This window comes from Sphingomonas pruni NBRC 15498, from assembly GCF_001598455.1.
In the GTDB taxonomy this organism is placed as follows: domain Bacteria; phylum Pseudomonadota; class Alphaproteobacteria; order Sphingomonadales; family Sphingomonadaceae; genus Sphingomonas; species Sphingomonas pruni.
This window is the reverse complement of record NZ_BCYZ01000032.1, coordinates 16,444-30,918: the sequence shown is the minus strand read 5'-3', so window position 1 is coordinate 30,918 and position 14,475 is coordinate 16,444. Positions and strand designations below refer to the sequence as shown.

General features: G+C 64.3%; 12 protein-coding genes. 8 read left to right on the top strand and 4 right to left on the bottom strand.

Going from position 1 to position 14,475, the window contains the following annotated elements; all coding sequences use genetic code 11:
- Nucleotides 1–448: 448 nt before the first annotated feature.
- The gene (locus SPR01S_RS11295) at nucleotides 449–3,370 is read left to right on the top strand and encodes a TonB-dependent receptor domain-containing protein (RefSeq protein WP_245661963.1); all 2,922 of its coding nucleotides are present in this window, start codon (nucleotides 449–451) and stop codon (nucleotides 3,368–3,370) included.
- 116 nt (nucleotides 3,371–3,486) lie between these two features.
- Here the strand turns inward: SPR01S_RS11295 and SPR01S_RS11290 are convergent, their stop codons facing one another.
- The 3 genes from SPR01S_RS11290 to SPR01S_RS11280 all read right to left on the bottom strand — a co-directional run bounded on the left by SPR01S_RS11290 (nucleotide 3,487) and on the right by SPR01S_RS11280 (nucleotide 6,228).
- Nucleotides 3,487–4,311, bottom strand: a complete 825-nt coding sequence (locus SPR01S_RS11290) for a LytR/AlgR family response regulator transcription factor (RefSeq protein ID WP_084251121.1) — start codon at nucleotides 4,309–4,311, stop codon at nucleotides 3,487–3,489.
- The gene (locus SPR01S_RS11285) at nucleotides 4,308–5,384 is read right to left on the bottom strand and encodes a sensor histidine kinase (RefSeq protein ID WP_218016743.1); all 1,077 of its coding nucleotides are present in this window, start codon (nucleotides 5,382–5,384) and stop codon (nucleotides 4,308–4,310) included. The genes SPR01S_RS11290 and SPR01S_RS11285 overlap by 4 nt, the downstream gene beginning before the upstream one ends.
- Nucleotides 5,385–5,868: 484 nt before the next feature.
- Nucleotides 5,869–6,228, bottom strand: a complete 360-nt coding sequence (locus SPR01S_RS11280; protein WP_066589568.1) for a hypothetical protein — start codon at nucleotides 6,226–6,228, stop codon at nucleotides 5,869–5,871.
- Nucleotides 6,229–6,666: 438 nt separating this feature from the next.
- Between SPR01S_RS11280 and SPR01S_RS11275 the strand changes: the two genes are divergently transcribed.
- From SPR01S_RS11275 to SPR01S_RS11265, 3 genes are all read left to right on the top strand, one after another.
- A complete protein-coding gene (locus SPR01S_RS11275; RefSeq protein WP_174531889.1) occupies nucleotides 6,667–8,106 on the top strand; it encodes a circularly permuted type 2 ATP-grasp protein in 1,440 nt (479 codons plus the stop codon).
- A gap of 145 nt (nucleotides 8,107–8,251) precedes the next feature.
- The gene (locus SPR01S_RS11270) at nucleotides 8,252–9,187 is read left to right on the top strand and encodes an alpha-E domain-containing protein (protein ID WP_066589562.1); all 936 of its coding nucleotides are present in this window, start codon (nucleotides 8,252–8,254) and stop codon (nucleotides 9,185–9,187) included.
- Nucleotides 9,187–9,885, top strand: coding sequence for a transglutaminase family protein (locus SPR01S_RS11265; RefSeq protein WP_066589559.1), 699 nt, complete (start codon nucleotides 9,187–9,189; stop codon nucleotides 9,883–9,885). Before SPR01S_RS11270 ends, SPR01S_RS11265 begins: the two co-directional genes overlap by 1 nt.
- A gap of 23 nt (nucleotides 9,886–9,908) precedes the next feature.
- On the opposite strand, the gene SPR01S_RS11260 is transcribed toward SPR01S_RS11265, so the two are convergent.
- Nucleotides 9,909–10,712, bottom strand: coding sequence for an arginyltransferase (locus tag SPR01S_RS11260; RefSeq protein ID WP_066589556.1), 804 nt, complete (start codon nucleotides 10,710–10,712; stop codon nucleotides 9,909–9,911).
- 256 nt (nucleotides 10,713–10,968) lie between these two features.
- Here SPR01S_RS11260 and SPR01S_RS11255 point away from each other — a divergent pair, with 256 nt between their 5' ends.
- From SPR01S_RS11255 to SPR01S_RS11240, 4 genes are all read left to right on the top strand, one after another.
- The gene (locus SPR01S_RS11255) at nucleotides 10,969–11,457 is read left to right on the top strand and encodes a hypothetical protein (protein ID WP_157082170.1); all 489 of its coding nucleotides are present in this window, start codon (nucleotides 10,969–10,971) and stop codon (nucleotides 11,455–11,457) included.
- A gap of 77 nt (nucleotides 11,458–11,534) precedes the next feature.
- A complete protein-coding gene (gene recO / locus SPR01S_RS11250; RefSeq protein ID WP_066589552.1) occupies nucleotides 11,535–12,146 on the top strand; it encodes a DNA repair protein RecO in 612 nt (203 codons plus the stop codon).
- Between the two features lie 47 nt (nucleotides 12,147–12,193).
- A complete protein-coding gene (gene leuB, locus SPR01S_RS11245) occupies nucleotides 12,194–13,243 on the top strand; it encodes a 3-isopropylmalate dehydrogenase (protein ID WP_066589550.1) in 1,050 nt (349 codons plus the stop codon).
- On the top strand, nucleotides 13,240–14,340 hold the full coding sequence (locus SPR01S_RS11240; RefSeq protein ID WP_066589547.1) for a glycosyltransferase family 2 protein: 1,101 nt from the start codon (nucleotides 13,240–13,242) through the stop codon (nucleotides 14,338–14,340). Before leuB ends, SPR01S_RS11240 begins: the two co-directional genes overlap by 4 nt.
- The last annotated feature ends 135 nt before the right edge of the window (nucleotides 14,341–14,475 follow it).

The window sequence follows — 14,475 nt, the reverse complement described above, 5'->3', positions numbered from 1 at the left end:
TTGTTGCGAGCGACCGCCTTGGCGACGCGAATGGCATGATGGAGAGACGTTTGAGCCTGGACACGATCAAACTGGCGGACGACTGCCGTAGCGAGCAGGCGATCAGGCTCTTTCGCGAAAAGACACGAACGACCGCTTCGGCGCAATGAACAGCGACTTCGCCACACCCGCGTTGCCGATCGCGAACGCGGCGCATCGCCTCCGATGGCACAATGGCAGCGGGCTTTCGGTCGGTCGGCGGCGGCGCAAGCCTGGAGGGCCGCAGCCGGACGCCGCCGCCACGGCTCTAACGTGAGCCGCGATCATCGAGCAGTCGGACGCGCTTATTGCCGTTTGTGCTGGCCAGCCTGCTGTTCATGAATTTCGCGGTCTCTCTGCGATTTGGCGTCGCTAGTCCTCCCCCCTGGAGTCAGCTCCCGAGAGGCTGACAAACAAAAAGGGTATGTTCATGACAGCTTCGCTTCGGGCGCAATTGCTCGCGACCTCGGTCGTGGCCAGTTGGCTAATCGCTTTCCCCGCCGCTGCGCAGGCCACCGCCTCTGTTGGCGATGCGACCACCGCCGCGTCGGCTTCCGGCCAGACGGCATCGACGGTCCAGCCGCAGGACGCCGCACCTCAAGACAACACGCCGGACATCGTCGTCACGGGCACCTTGTTCTCGCGTACGAACGCCGAAACCCCCTCGCCGGTCACGGTCCTCACGGCCGACAATTTGGCCAAGGCCGGTATCAACAACGTAACCGATGCCGTGCGCTCCATTTCCGCTGACAATAGCGGATCGATCCCGATCGCATTCTCGGCCGGCTTCGCAAATGGCGGCGCGGGCGTCTCCTTGCGCGGACTCACCGTAAATTCGACGCTGGTCCTGTTCGACGGCGTTCGCGCGGCAAATTTCCCTCTCGCAGACGACGGACAGAAGAGCTTCGTCGATCTTCAGACGATCCCCGATGCGATCATCGACCGGATCGAGGTTCTGAAGGACGGAGCCTCCGCCACGTACGGCGCCGACGCCGTGGCAGGCGTCGTCAACATCATCACCAAGAAGCAGATAACCGGCATCTCAGGCACCGTCGAAGCCGGAATTTCGCAACGCGGCGACGCGGCGGAACGCCGGGCGTCGCTCACCATGGGCATAGGCGATCTCGAGAAGGATCGCTTCAATGCGTATCTCAGCGTCGAATATCAGCACGATGCCCTGATCATGAACACCGATCGCGGCTTCCCGTACAATACGACGGACCTCAGGTCGATTGGCGGTGTTGACGCCAACACCGGCACGACCGGCGGCGGATCGTCGACCAGCGCAGTGGTCCGTCCGGCGACGCGGCTGCCAGGCGGATCGCTCGCCGACGGCACGGCGGTTCCAGGTGGTCTCTATCAAGTGTTGAATGCGGGCGGATGCGGCGCCGGAACGATCGCTCATACAACGGCGAAAGGCAGCTTCTGCGAGCAGAATATCATCGGTCAGACGGGAGTCATCTCGCCGGAGCAGTCAAGATTCGGCGCTACTGCCCACTTCACTGGCAAGCTTGGTGATAATGCTCAACTATATGCCGTTGCGACCTATTACCAGGATAAGGTCGTAACGCCCGGCATTCCCCAGAACATCCGGCAGATTCTTCCGGTCGGCAACACCTCGCTCCCCTCGACCGGCACGCAAAATATCGTCCTGCCGGCCCACCTGACGAACGGTGCGCTGAATCCTAACGATCCCTTTGCCGCCTCTGGGCTCGACGCTCAGATATTCTATCGCTTCGGTGACATCCCGCAGGGCACCGTGGCGTTCAGCCGCACCTATCGCGGTGCGATCGGAGTGAACGGAGAATCCGGCGGCTGGCGATATACCGCCGACCTCACCGGCATGCGCAGCACCGTCGACATCACGCAAAGCGGCTTCATCAACGCGCCCGGCCTGTTGGCGGCGATCGCCGATGGCTCCTACAATTTCGTCAACCCGTCGCTCAACACCCAGGCCGTCCGCGACCGCATCGCGCCGACCCTTCGCAGCACGGCGAACTCGTCGCTCGCGATGGTCCAGGCAAATGTCACCCGGAACCTGCTCGATCTGCCGGGCGGCCCGCTCGCCTTGGGCATCGGCGGATCGGTGCGCTATGAAAGCCTCTTCAATCCCTCGATTAACCCGTTCGGGGACACGCTCAACGCAAATCCGATCCAGGCCAAAGGCAGCCATACGGTGGAGGCCGCGTATTTCGAGTTGAGCGCGCCGCTCGTCAAATCGCTCGAGCTCAACCTCGCCGGCAGGTACGACCATTACTCCGAGGGATATGGCCACTTCTCGCCCAAGATCGGCGTGAAATTCACTCCAATTCCACAGCTTGCGATACGCGGGACGTTCAGCAAGGGATTCCGCGCGCCCGGCTTCGCCGAGACGAACGGCCAAGTCGAGGGCTTCATCACCGCGCCCGCGATTCCCTGCAACATCGTTGTTCAACATGGCGGCACCGCGACGGCCGGCGGCGGCTGCACTGGCGGCAACCAATATGTCCGCCCGGGCGCGCTGGGCCTCCTGTCGGTGGCGAACCCGAACATCAAGCCGGAATTGTCGCGCAGCTTCACGGGAGGAGTCGTACTACAGCCGGTGCGGTGGCTGAGCTTCACCGTCGACTATTACAATATCAAGAAGACCGACGTCATCGCCGGCGGTCCGGACTATGCGCAAGCGATCAATGCCTATTATGCCGGAACGGCGCTCCCGGCCGGCTATTCGGTGATCCTGAACGCGCGCGACCCGGAATTCCCGACCGGCACACAGACGGTGGCGGTGGTCGAGGCGCCTTATGTCAATGCGGCCTCGATCCGGACGTCGGGACTGGACGTTTCAGCCCAGGCCAAGTTCAAACTGGCCGACAATATCCGCTTCACGAGCCGGCTCGAAGTGACCGACATCTTCCAGTACAAGTTCACGACCGCGGCGGGCACGTCGAGCTATGTGGGCACCGAGGGCCCCTATTCGCTGTCATCGGGCGCCGGCACACCAAAGTGGCGCGGGAACTGGCAGAACAGCCTCGAGATGGGCGCGCTGACGCTGACCGGCACCGCATATTACACCAGCGGGTTCAAGGAAACGGCTGATGATTCTACCGGACCCGGTACGTCCGGCGACTGCGCCAACGAACTCTACAACAACGACCCGGCATTTTGTCGCGTCAAACGCTTCATCGATGTCGACTTCGTCGCCAGCGTGAAGGTGAGCGACAAGTTCACCTTCTACGGCAACCTGGTGAATGCGTTCGATGCCGCGGCACCGCTCAACGCCGCGAATTATGCCGGGCTTAACTACAACCCCACTTATCATCAGGCCGGTATCATCGGGCGGTATTTCCGCTTCGGTGCCAATGTGAAGTTCTGAACGCTGGCGGTGCAGCGCCGGGTATGATCGGAAGGGGAGGCCTCGCGCCTCCCCGTCTAGCTCGCCGGCCGCGCCAAACGATGCCTCGCCTTGTACAACCGAGCGCCTGGCAGTCCTCAGGTCGAGCGAATTTCCGAGTCCGTCGAACCGAGGCCTGTCCTGCTCAACAGCCGACCGCGGGCCAGTCTCGCATATTTCCGTCCAAGCGGAAGGCGCTCGCCATCGCGCAATTGGAGCTCGCTGGCGCCGTGCAAGGTTCGTCGGATCGACGCGACATGGTTCAGCCGGACAATATGCGACCGGTGAACGCGGATGAACCGCGCCGGGTCGAGGCGCGCCTCGATGGCCCCGATCGAGGCGCGATGCAGAAAAGTATGCGCGCCGCTGTACAAGCGGACATAGGCGCCCTCTGCGGCAATCCTGTCGAGCCGGGCGAGGTCGACCCGCACCATCTCGCCACGCCGCTGCACCCACACATGGGGCTCTCCATAGGGATCCGTCTTGCCGCGCGCGGCATCAAGCATCCCTTCCAGATCCGCCAGCCTCCGGCGCGCATCCCGAGCGGCGGTCGCGCCTCGGGCCCGGCCGATCGTTGTTTCCAGGCGGCTCAACCGCACCGGCTTCGACAGGAAATCGATCGCGCCGCTATCGAATGCTTCGGGCGCGAACTGCCGGAACGCCGTGACGAAAGCGATGAAAGGCGCGTCGGCATTAGGGCGGTCCCGCGCCAACATCTCGACGATATCGAACCCATCCATGTCAGGCATCTCGATATCCACCAATGCGAGATCAGGCGACAGATCACGGATGCCGGATACCGCATCCTGGCCGGTTGCGGCGACGCCGACGATGCTGACGCCGTCGATCTGCGCGAGCAACCCCTCCAGCCGGCGAATTGCGAGCGGTTCGTCGTCACAGATAAAGACACGCACGGGGGTCACGACGGCCGTGCCAGCGGCAAATTGATATGGACAGCGAACCCGCCCTCCGCGGGGCGCCTGGCGATGATCGCCTGGGAGTCGCCAAACCGCGCGCGCAGGCGAGCCTCGACATTGGCAATTCCCACACCCGTACCCTCGGCGGCCGCACGCAGCGGCCGCCCGTCATCGGCAACGATCAGGAGCAGCATTCCGTCAAGGGCATTCGCAGTTAGTCGGACCGTCACCGGTTCAACGCTGCGTGCGACGGCATGCCGGATACAATTCTCCACCAGCGGCTGGGTGATAAGAGCGGGAATATGGGCGTCGAGCAAGTCGTCCGGAACATCGATCACGATGATCAACCGATCGGGAAAGCGCAGTTGCTCGATCGCGAGGTACATTTGCTGCAACTCGATCTCGCGGGCCAAGCTGATATCCTGGTGCGGATCGAGCTCGAGCGTCGCGCGCAGGAAATCCGCGAGATCCTCGACCATTCGCTCCGCGGTATCGCGCGCGCCGGTCGCAATAAGCGACGCGATCGAATTGAGCGTGTTGAACAGGAAATGCGGATTGAGCTGATAACGCAGCGCCGCCAGCTGCGCCCGATTGGCGATCGCCTCCATCGCCGCGAGACGGTGGTCGCGGTTGCGCATCTCGAGATTATAGGAAAGCGCCAACAGCGCACCGGCGACCGAAAGGCAAAACCACGACCAGGCGAAGGCGGTATAGACATATTCGCCCGCGTTGAAGCCGACCTTCCCTCGCGCAGAGGCGAGATAGAAGATGCCGAAGTTGACTGCCAGGACCAGGAGACAGAACAGCAACGCCCATAGCGACGTGAGGATCAGACGCGTCCGGAACGGTCGTCGCTCCAGCTTGGCGACGATCTCGACGAAGCCGAACATGAGGATGACGCCGACCACCATCACCATCGCGCGGGGCTCGAGCGACTTGACCGCGGCATCACGGCCCTCGATCAGACTGAGCAGGCTGAGTTCGACAAACTGCAGCAGCCAGAAGAATAGCACGATCCAACGGCTGGCGCGGCGCAGGTCGGCCAGCGATTGTTGCGATTCAGATGCCAGATTTGCCATCGGCTCGTTCATGACTCGTCCGGGACTATCACAATATCGGCGGATGCGGTCGCTCGCATCATCTCCGCTTTCGCCCGGGATGGTAGCGACCGATGCTCCGTCCCGGGCCCGGAATCTCGATAGCGCAGCGCACATAGGGATCCGGTTCTGACGGGATCGGGGGGCGCGCATAGTTTTGACAAGCCTAACACTGGCTATCTGGCCAGGCAGGCGGACCGAACAGCGCCCCCGAATGCCTTCCGGCGGAATATTCGTCGCATCTCCTGCGGGCTCGGAAAGCTAGGGGGCCGGCAAGAGATATCATCGACAGAGAGCGCCCTCCGAATTCCGTGAGGGATGACGCCGTCCGGTCATCACTGCCGCGGCCGCAAGTGTCGCAGCACGAACGACCGCGACGATGGCATGAACGACGGTGGACGGCACGGCTTGATCGACGACGGGCGTCAGTGCCGTCGGCGGGTCGGCCATTGAGGTGGCTACAGGATCAACTCGCGATGACGTAGCGAGGCACAGTCAATCCAATAACCGGCGCTGTTGAACCATGCTCATCCGGATCGACCCGCAAACGCAACATATTCATTCCGAGCCGTTCGAACGGACAACACGCGCCGATCTGGCGAAACTTACCGCGAATATGGCCCAGCACCAGCGAGCGGGTCGCAGGATTGGCGCCATTATTCGCCAATACCTGATTCAGTTCCTCATAGGTCGCTCGACCGCGGCGGCAGATATAGGCGTAGACTTGCGCTTCCGTTGGCGAAAGCGGCACGCATCGACCGCGCCACGTTACTAACAAGGGGTCGAAGGTCAACACGACCGCCCCGCGCTTGATCGCGCGTTCCATGTCCGGTGCGGCCCTCGCGTCGGCGGACGCCGTGCCAGGGCCGCCAGCCGACGGCGAGTCGATCGCTGTGCCCCGCAACGACCGGGTCGGGAGTACATCTGCTTCCATCCGGAAGCTCTTGCCTGGCGTACCGCTGTAAAGGCACTGCGAAGTGACGAACGGGCGCGCCAGAGTTGCGAGCCGTCGATCCTTTATGAACGACCGCCTGGCGGCGCCGAACGCACGGCTCTCGCCGCCGCGTATTGGACTTAGTTGAAGGCGAACTTTGTTCAGCGCGCTTACTGCTCTACGCCTTCATTTGGCTCTCGGAATGCATGCCCCGCATGCATTTATTTCCGGCGGCGCTTGTGCACCGCAGCATTCCGTTGCAGCATGGAACTCTGACACCTGGCGGGGCTTTGGCATTTGGTGGGAATTGGGCCGGCGTTTGACGAGATCATGGGCACTTCGGGTGCTGCGCTCGTTCGTCCCGAATTGACCGCGCTCGGCGAATGGCTCGACACCACCGACGCCGCCGAGCTCAAGCGCCGCCAGCAATCCGCCGAAGTCACGTTCCGCCAGCTCGGCATAACCTTCGCCGTCTATGGCGATGAGGATGCCAGCGAGCGGATCATCCCGTTCGACATCGTGCCGCGGGTGTTCCTGGCCGACGAATGGGCGCGGTTATCGGCCGGGCTGGTGCAGCGGGTCGAGGCGATCAACGCTTTCCTCGACGACATATACGGGGCGCGCCGCATTCTGAAGGACGGCGTGCTGCCCGAGGACCTGATCTTCGGCAATCCGCAATTCCGGCCTGAGATCGCCGGCATGCGCCCGCCGCACGGAATCTGGGCGCATATTTGCGGGATCGACCTAGTGCGGACCGGACCCGACGATTTCTTCGTGCTCGAGGACAACGCGCGAACGCCCTCGGGCGTCAGCTACATGCTCGAAAACCGCGAAGCGATGCTGCGCCTGTGCCCCGAGCTGTTCCGCCAATTCCGCGTCGCAGCAGTCGATTCCTATCCCGACCGCCTGCTCCAGACGATGAAATCGGTCGCGCCGCAGGGCACTGGAAGCAATCCGGTCTGCGTCGTGCTGACGCCGGGCCATTTCAACTCGGCCTATTACGAACATAGCTTCCTCGCGGACTCGATGGGCGTTGAGCTGGTCGAGGCGGCGGACCTGGTGGTCGACGATGATATCGTCTGGATGCGGACGATCGCCGGGCGGGTGAAGGTCGATGTGATCTATCGCCGGATCGACGACGATTATCTCGATCCGCTGGTATTCCGGCCGGACTCGATGTTGGGCGTGCCGGGTCTGATCGCGGCCTATGCGGCGGGGAACGTCGCGTTGCTCAACGCGCCGGGCAACGGCATCGCCGATGACAAGGCGATCTATTCCTACATGCCGGAAATTGTGCGCTATTATACCGGCGCCGAAGCCAAGCTGCCCAACGTCCAGACCTTCCGCTGCCGCGAGCCCGAGGCGTTGCGTTACGTGCTCGACCATCTCGACGAACTGGTGGTGAAGCTGGTCGACGGATCGGGCGGTTACGGCATGCTGGTCGGGCCGACCGCGTCGAGAGACGAGATCGAGCGGTTCCGGGCTGCCCTGATCGCCGAGCCGCATCGCTACATCGCGCAGCCGACGCTGGCGTTGTCGACTGTCCCGACGTTGGTCGAGCAAGGACTCGCGCCGCGCCATGTCGATTTCCGTCCGTTCGTGCTGACCGGATCGAAGGGGATACAAGTCGTGCCTGGCGGCCTGACCCGGGTAGCGCTGCGCGAGGGATCGCTGGTGGTCAATTCCTCGCAAGGCGGGGGGACCAAGGACAGTTTCGTATTGCTGGATAATGGCCCGGCGCATTTCCAGGTGCAGGGAGGGGCGGCATGACCCCCCTCAACGCTTCCCCGGCGAAGGCCGGGGCCCAGTTCCACTGCGGTTCGTCGGCAAGGACAATCCAGGCAAACTTAAGCCGCCGAAGCTGGGCCCCGGCCTTCGCCGGGGAGGCGTCTGGGATTGGGCGAGGGCGCCACTGATGCTATCCCGTACGGCTTCGTCGCTCTACTGGCTCGGTCGCTATGTCGAGCGCGCGGACTTCATCGCGCGCCTCGTCGAAGCGACCGTGCGCCTCGACGTCCTCTCCCCACGTCCGGCCGGCGAAATCGCCTGGGCCAGCGCGCTGGCGGTGATCGACGCGCAGGAAGCGTTCGCGGCCTCGGGCGCGACGATCGGGCAGCAATCGGTGGCGCGCTTTCTGACGCTCGATACCGGCCATCCCGGGTCGATCATGCAATGCCTCGACAAGGCGCGGACCAATGCGCGCGCGGTGCGCACCGCGCTGACCCGCGACGCCTGGACCGGGATCAATCGCGCCTGGCTGTTGTTCGACAGCCGCTCGTCGCCCGGCGGCGCCACCGCGACACTGAACCTGGCCGAGGCGGTCAAGGCGGAAACACGCGGGTTCGAGGGCGCGATCCACCGCATGCTGCGCAACCAGACGACCTGGTTCATCCGGCTGGGCCAGGCGATCGAGCGTGCCGACAACACCGCGCGCCTGCTCGACGTCAAATACCATATTCTACTGCCCGAGGGCGAGACGGTCGGCGGCGTGGTCGACCGCGACCAATGGACCACGATCCTGCAGACAGTGTCGGCGGTGACCGCGTATCGCTGGCTTTATTCCGACGGCCTGGCGCCGGCCAATGTCATCGATCTGCTGATCGCGCGTCCCGAACTGCCGCGCAGCCTGGCCGCCTCGGTCGAGGAGACGGTCGAGTTGCTGTCCTTGCTCGCCAAGCGCACCGGACATCATGGCGAGGCCGACCGTATGGCCCGCGGCCGCCACGCACGCATGATGAAGACGCGATCGGCTGACGTGATCCTGGGCGGGCTGCATCAATATCTCGAATCGTTCATCGAAGAGAATGCCGAGTTGCATTTCGCGATCGGCCGGCAGTTCAAGTTCGCCTGATGCGGATCGCGGTCGATCAGACGATCACCGTCGATTTTCCTGGTTCATTATCTAGCGTGACCTTGGCGTTGCGCGTCACGCCCGAGGATAGTCACGATCAGACGGTCGCCGGCTGGCGGATCGGCCTCGATTGCGACGCTCGCCTTAGCACCGGTCGTGACGGTTACGGCAACGTCCTGACGATGCTCTACGCCGACGGTCCGGTCGATCGGATCGAGATCCATGTCGGCGGCGAGATATTCACCGGTCCGTCGAGCGGCATCCTCAGCGCGGCGCATCCCGAGCCGTTGCCGCCGTCGCTGTTTCTGCGTCAATCGTCCGGCCAGCCGGAGGCGCCCGACCTGGCGGCGCTCGCGATCGACGCGATCGAAGAAGCGGATGGCGATATCGATCGCCTGCATCTTCTCAACGTAGCGCTCCATCGCCGCGCCGACGATTCCGGTCCGGACGTGCTGGCCGGGATGTTCGTCGCCGCGGCCCGACGCTTGAGTTACCCGGCGCGATGCGTATCGGGCTATCTCGCCCGCGATGGCGGCGCGACACCGCATTTCTGGGCCGAGGCTTATGTCGCCGACATCGGCTGGATCGGGTTCGATCCGGCGATCGGACTATCCGCCGGCGAGGATCATGCGCGGGTCGCGAACGCCGTCGACCTGAACGGCGTGGCGGCGGTGGTCGGAGGACGGGTTAGGCCTTAGCGCTTAGCCGATGGGAAGGGCTGTCAGGCGAACTCGCCGGTAACCGCCAGCGCCTGTTCGGCCGGGTGCGTCGGCGGCGCGTAATTCGCGTCCTCGTCCTCGAGCAACGACCAGCCCGACGGGCCGAGCACTTCGATCGGACGATAGCGCGTCTTGTAGGCCATCCGCGCCGACCCCTTCACCCAATAACCGAGATAGACATAGGGCAGGCCGGCGGCACGGGCGCGCAAGATGTGGTCCATGATGATGAAATTGCCGAGCCCAGGGCGGCTTTCCTCATCGGCCAGGAAGAAGCTGTAGATCATCGACAGGCCATCGGCCTGCTGGTCGGTCAGGCACGCGCCGACCAGCCGGCCACGCTCACCATGCAGGCTCGGCTCGCGATATTCGACCACGACCGAATTGACCGGCGATTGCTCGACCATGTCGGCATAATCGCCGTCGTCCATCATCGTCATCCCGCCGCCGGGATGACGCGCGCTGAGATAGCGGCGGAGCAACTGAAACTGTTCGTCGGTCGCCCAGGGATTGCAGGCGGTGATCTCGAGATCGGCATGGCGGCGCATCAATTTGCGCTGGCTCGCATTGGGTTTGAACTCGGGCGCCACCACGCGGACGGAGACGCAGGCCGAACATCCCGCGCAGCTGGGGCGATAGGCGACCGACTGGCTGCGGCGGAAGCCGATCCGGCCGAGCGCGTCGTTCAGTTCGCTGGCGTGCGGACCGTTGAGTTCGGTGAACACCTTCCGCTCCTGCCGGCCCGGCAGATACGGGCACGGCGACGGTGACGTCACGAAAAAGCGCGGAAAACGAAATGGCGCAGTCACCGACGAATATGTCCCCTTGGACGCCGGTCCATCCGGCCTCTGGGAACGCACTATGAATCGCGCGGAGCGTGATGAAAAGCGGCTTTACCAAGAAAGGTGGTTAACGATTCACCAGAATGCGACGAACCGCCTTGCATCGACAGAATACGCCCTCGCGACTCACCGGTGCAAGGCGGCTCGTCGCCGCTCCGATTCGCTTTGTCGCAAGCTTCGGTTCAGGGACCGCCGGTTAGCAGCTCCGGCAAAGGAGATGTTGATGATGCGTCGCTTGCTGTTTCCCGCTCTGATCGTCGCCATTGCAGTTCCGGCGATGGCGCAGCGCGTGCAACCGGTACTGCCCTTTGCCCCCCGCGGCGTCGATTATGTCGAGAGCGTCTGCACCGGCGGTTTTGACGGCCGCTACGAACAGACGCGGATTCTGGCCAATGGGCAAGTATCGAAAGTGACGCGTCGGTCCGGCGGCGTGCTGCACGCGCGGGCGACCAGGATGGAGGTCATGAAGATCTGGCGCGAACTCGACCTCGCCCGGTTCGAACGCCGCACCGTACGGCCCGAAAAGCCCTATGTGATGGACGGTATCGACTGCGCGCTGACCCGGCGTCAGAATGGGCGCGTCCACACCGTGATGCTGATGCAGCAGAGCCGCAGCAATCCACGCTATCGCGATTTGGTCGAGGCTCTGGACGACGTGAACGAAATCGGCCGTCGCGCGACCGGTCCGGTGCTGCGGCCGGCGGCGGATTAAGTTTACTCTAGCCCCTCCCCCTGAAGGGGAGGGGCTTTATAGTGGCGCCGCCTCGCCCCGCGTTCTACCTCGGCCGCATGCACCTTCGCGCGCCAGCCCTGATCCTGTCGGTCCGCCAGCATGGCGAGCACAATGCCGTGGTCCGCTGTATGACGCGGGAGGCGGGGATGATCGCGGGTTATGTCCGCGGCGGGCGGTCGCGCGCGTTGCGGCCCGTGCTGCAACCGGCCAATCTGGTGGTAGGCGAGTGGCGCGCGCGGACCGAGGACCAGCTTGCCGGTCTGACGGTCGAACTGACCCATAGCCGTGCCCCGCTTTATTCCGAGCCGCTGGCAAGCGCCGCATTGGAATGGGTTACGGCGCTGACCGCGATCGCGCTGCCCGAACACCAGCCCTATCCGCGCCTTTACGAAGCGCTCGACGGCATGATCGGCGCGATCGAGGCGGCGCCCGCGGCGCGCGGCTGGGCGGTGGCGCTGGCACGGTATGAGCAATTGTTGCTGGCCGAGCTAGGCTATGGTTTTCGCCAATCGCCGGCGCTGGCCGGCGAGTCCGGCTGGCCCGAAATCATCGCCGCCCTGGCGCTGACGGGGCGCGAGATCGAAGCGCATCTGCTGACCGATCGCCGCGCCGAAGCGCTGGCGGCGCGCGCGCGGCTGGTCGAAAGGCTCAAGCGCGCGGTTGCGTGAGCGCGTTTCGCTCGGCAAAGGCGGCGGGACGAGAGAAAGGAAGCCGCGTGCCGTTGATCGCCTTGCTGCCCGGAGACGGGATCGGACCCGAAGTCATCGACGAAGCGCGCCGCGTGCTCGACGCGCTGGCGCTCGACCTGACGTTCGAAGAGGCGCCGGTCGGCGGTCAGGCCTATATGCGGGCGGGCAACCCGCTTCCCGCGACGACGCTCGACCTAGCCAAGCGCGCCGACGCGATCCTGTTCGGTGCGGTCGGCGATCCGCAATTCGACGGCCTCGAGCGCCGGTTGCGTCCCGAAGCAGCGATCCTGGGCCTGCGTCGCGAACTCGGCCTGTTCGCCAATCTGCGGCCGGCCAAGCTGACGCCGGGCCTGGAGGATGCCTCACCGCTCAAGCCCGAGATTGCGGGGGCCATCGATATGGTCATCGTCCGCGAGCTGACCGGCGATGTCTATTTCGGCGAAAAGGGCCGTCGCGTCGGACCCGGCGGCGTGCGCGAGGGCCATGACCTGATGCGCTATGACGAAACCGAAGTCGAACGCATTGCCCGGGTCGGGTTCGAGACTGCGCGCCGCCGTCGCGGCAAATTGTGCTCGGTCGACAAGGCGAACGTGCTCGAAACCTCGCAATTGTGGCGCGACATCGTCAACGAGGTCGCCGGCGATTATGACGATATCGAACTGACCCATATGTATGTCGACAATGCCGCGATGCAGCTGGTCCGCAATCCTGGGCAATTCGACGTGATCGTGACCGGCAATCTGTTCGGCGACATCCTGTCCGACCAGGCGAGCATGTGCGCCGGATCGATCGGCATGCTGCCTTCGGCTTCGCTGTCGAGCTGGCGGTCGAGCCTGGGGATGTACGAGCCGATCCACGGCTCGGCGCCCGACATTGCCGGGCAGGGCAAGGCCAATCCGTGCGCGACGATCCTGTCGGCGGCAATGATGCTGCGGCATTCGCTCGACATGGCGGCACCGGCGGACCGGATCGAGGCGGCGGTGGGCAAGGCGATTGCGGGCGGCGCGCGCACCGCGGATTTGGGCGGCACGCTGTCGACCACGGCGATGGGCGACGCGATCCTCGCCGGCCTGTGAGCGACCTGCTCGACCTCGCGGTCGTCATTCCGACGTTCAACGAGCGTCGCAACGTGCCCGTGCTGGTCGCCAAGCTCGACGAGGCGCTGAAGCACGTCGCCTGGGAAGCGATCTTCGTCGACGACGACAGTCCCGACGGCACCGCGGATGCGGCGCGCGAACTGGCGCGGGTCGATCGCCGCGTGCGCGTGATCCAGCGGATCGGACGGCGTGGCCTGTCCTCGGCCTGTATCGAAGGGATGCTGGCGACCGCCGCGCCGTTGGTCGCGGTGATCGATGGCGACCTTCAGCATGACGAGACGATTCTGCCGGCCATGGTCAAGGCGCTGCACGACGACCCGACGCTCGACGTGGTGATCGGGTCGCGGTTCGTGGATGGCGGCGGCACGGGCGAATGGGACAAGGATCGCGTCGCCAAATCAGCGCTGGCGACCAGGCTCGCGCGGCATGTGCTCGAGGCCGATCTCAGCGACCCGATGAGCGGCTTCTTCATGATCCGCACCGAGATCGTGCGCAATCTCGCGCCGCGCCTCGCGGCAATCGGCTTCAAGATCCTGCTCGACATCATGACGGGGTCGCCGCGCCCGCTCCATTTCCGTGAACTGCCTTATACCTTCCGCGTCCGCACCGCGGGCGAGAGCAAGCTCGATCACGTCGTCGCGATGGAATATCTGATCGCGCTTTACGACCGTATGTTCGGGCGCGTCATCCCGGTGCGCTTCGCGATGTTCTCGGCGATCGGCGCGATCGGTGTCGGCGTGCACATGGCGGTGCTGACCTTCGCGATGTTCGTGCTCAACGTGCATTTCCTGACCAGCCAGATCATCGCCGCACTCGCCGCGATGACGGGCAATTTCTTCCTCAACAATGCGCTGACCTATCGCGACCGTCGGTTGAAGGGCGTGCGCCAGCTCGTCGACGGCTGGATTTCGTTTTGCGCGGTGTGCGCGGTCGGACTGGTCGCCAATGTCGGTGTAGCCGGGTTCCTGTACGATTTCCGCGACGGCAGCTGGGCGGCGTCGGCGATGGTCGGCGTATTGGTCGGCGCGGTGTGGAATTACGCGCTGTCGAGCAAGTTCGTTTGGGGGAGGTACTAGGCTCAGCGCAGCAAAGCGCCGACCGACGGCGCAAATTCACTTCGCGCCGGGCGCACTTCGTTACTTGGCTCCGTCGAAAATCACGCCTCCCCGGCGAAGGCCGGGGCCCAGTCGCGACGCATTGAAAGCAGTGGG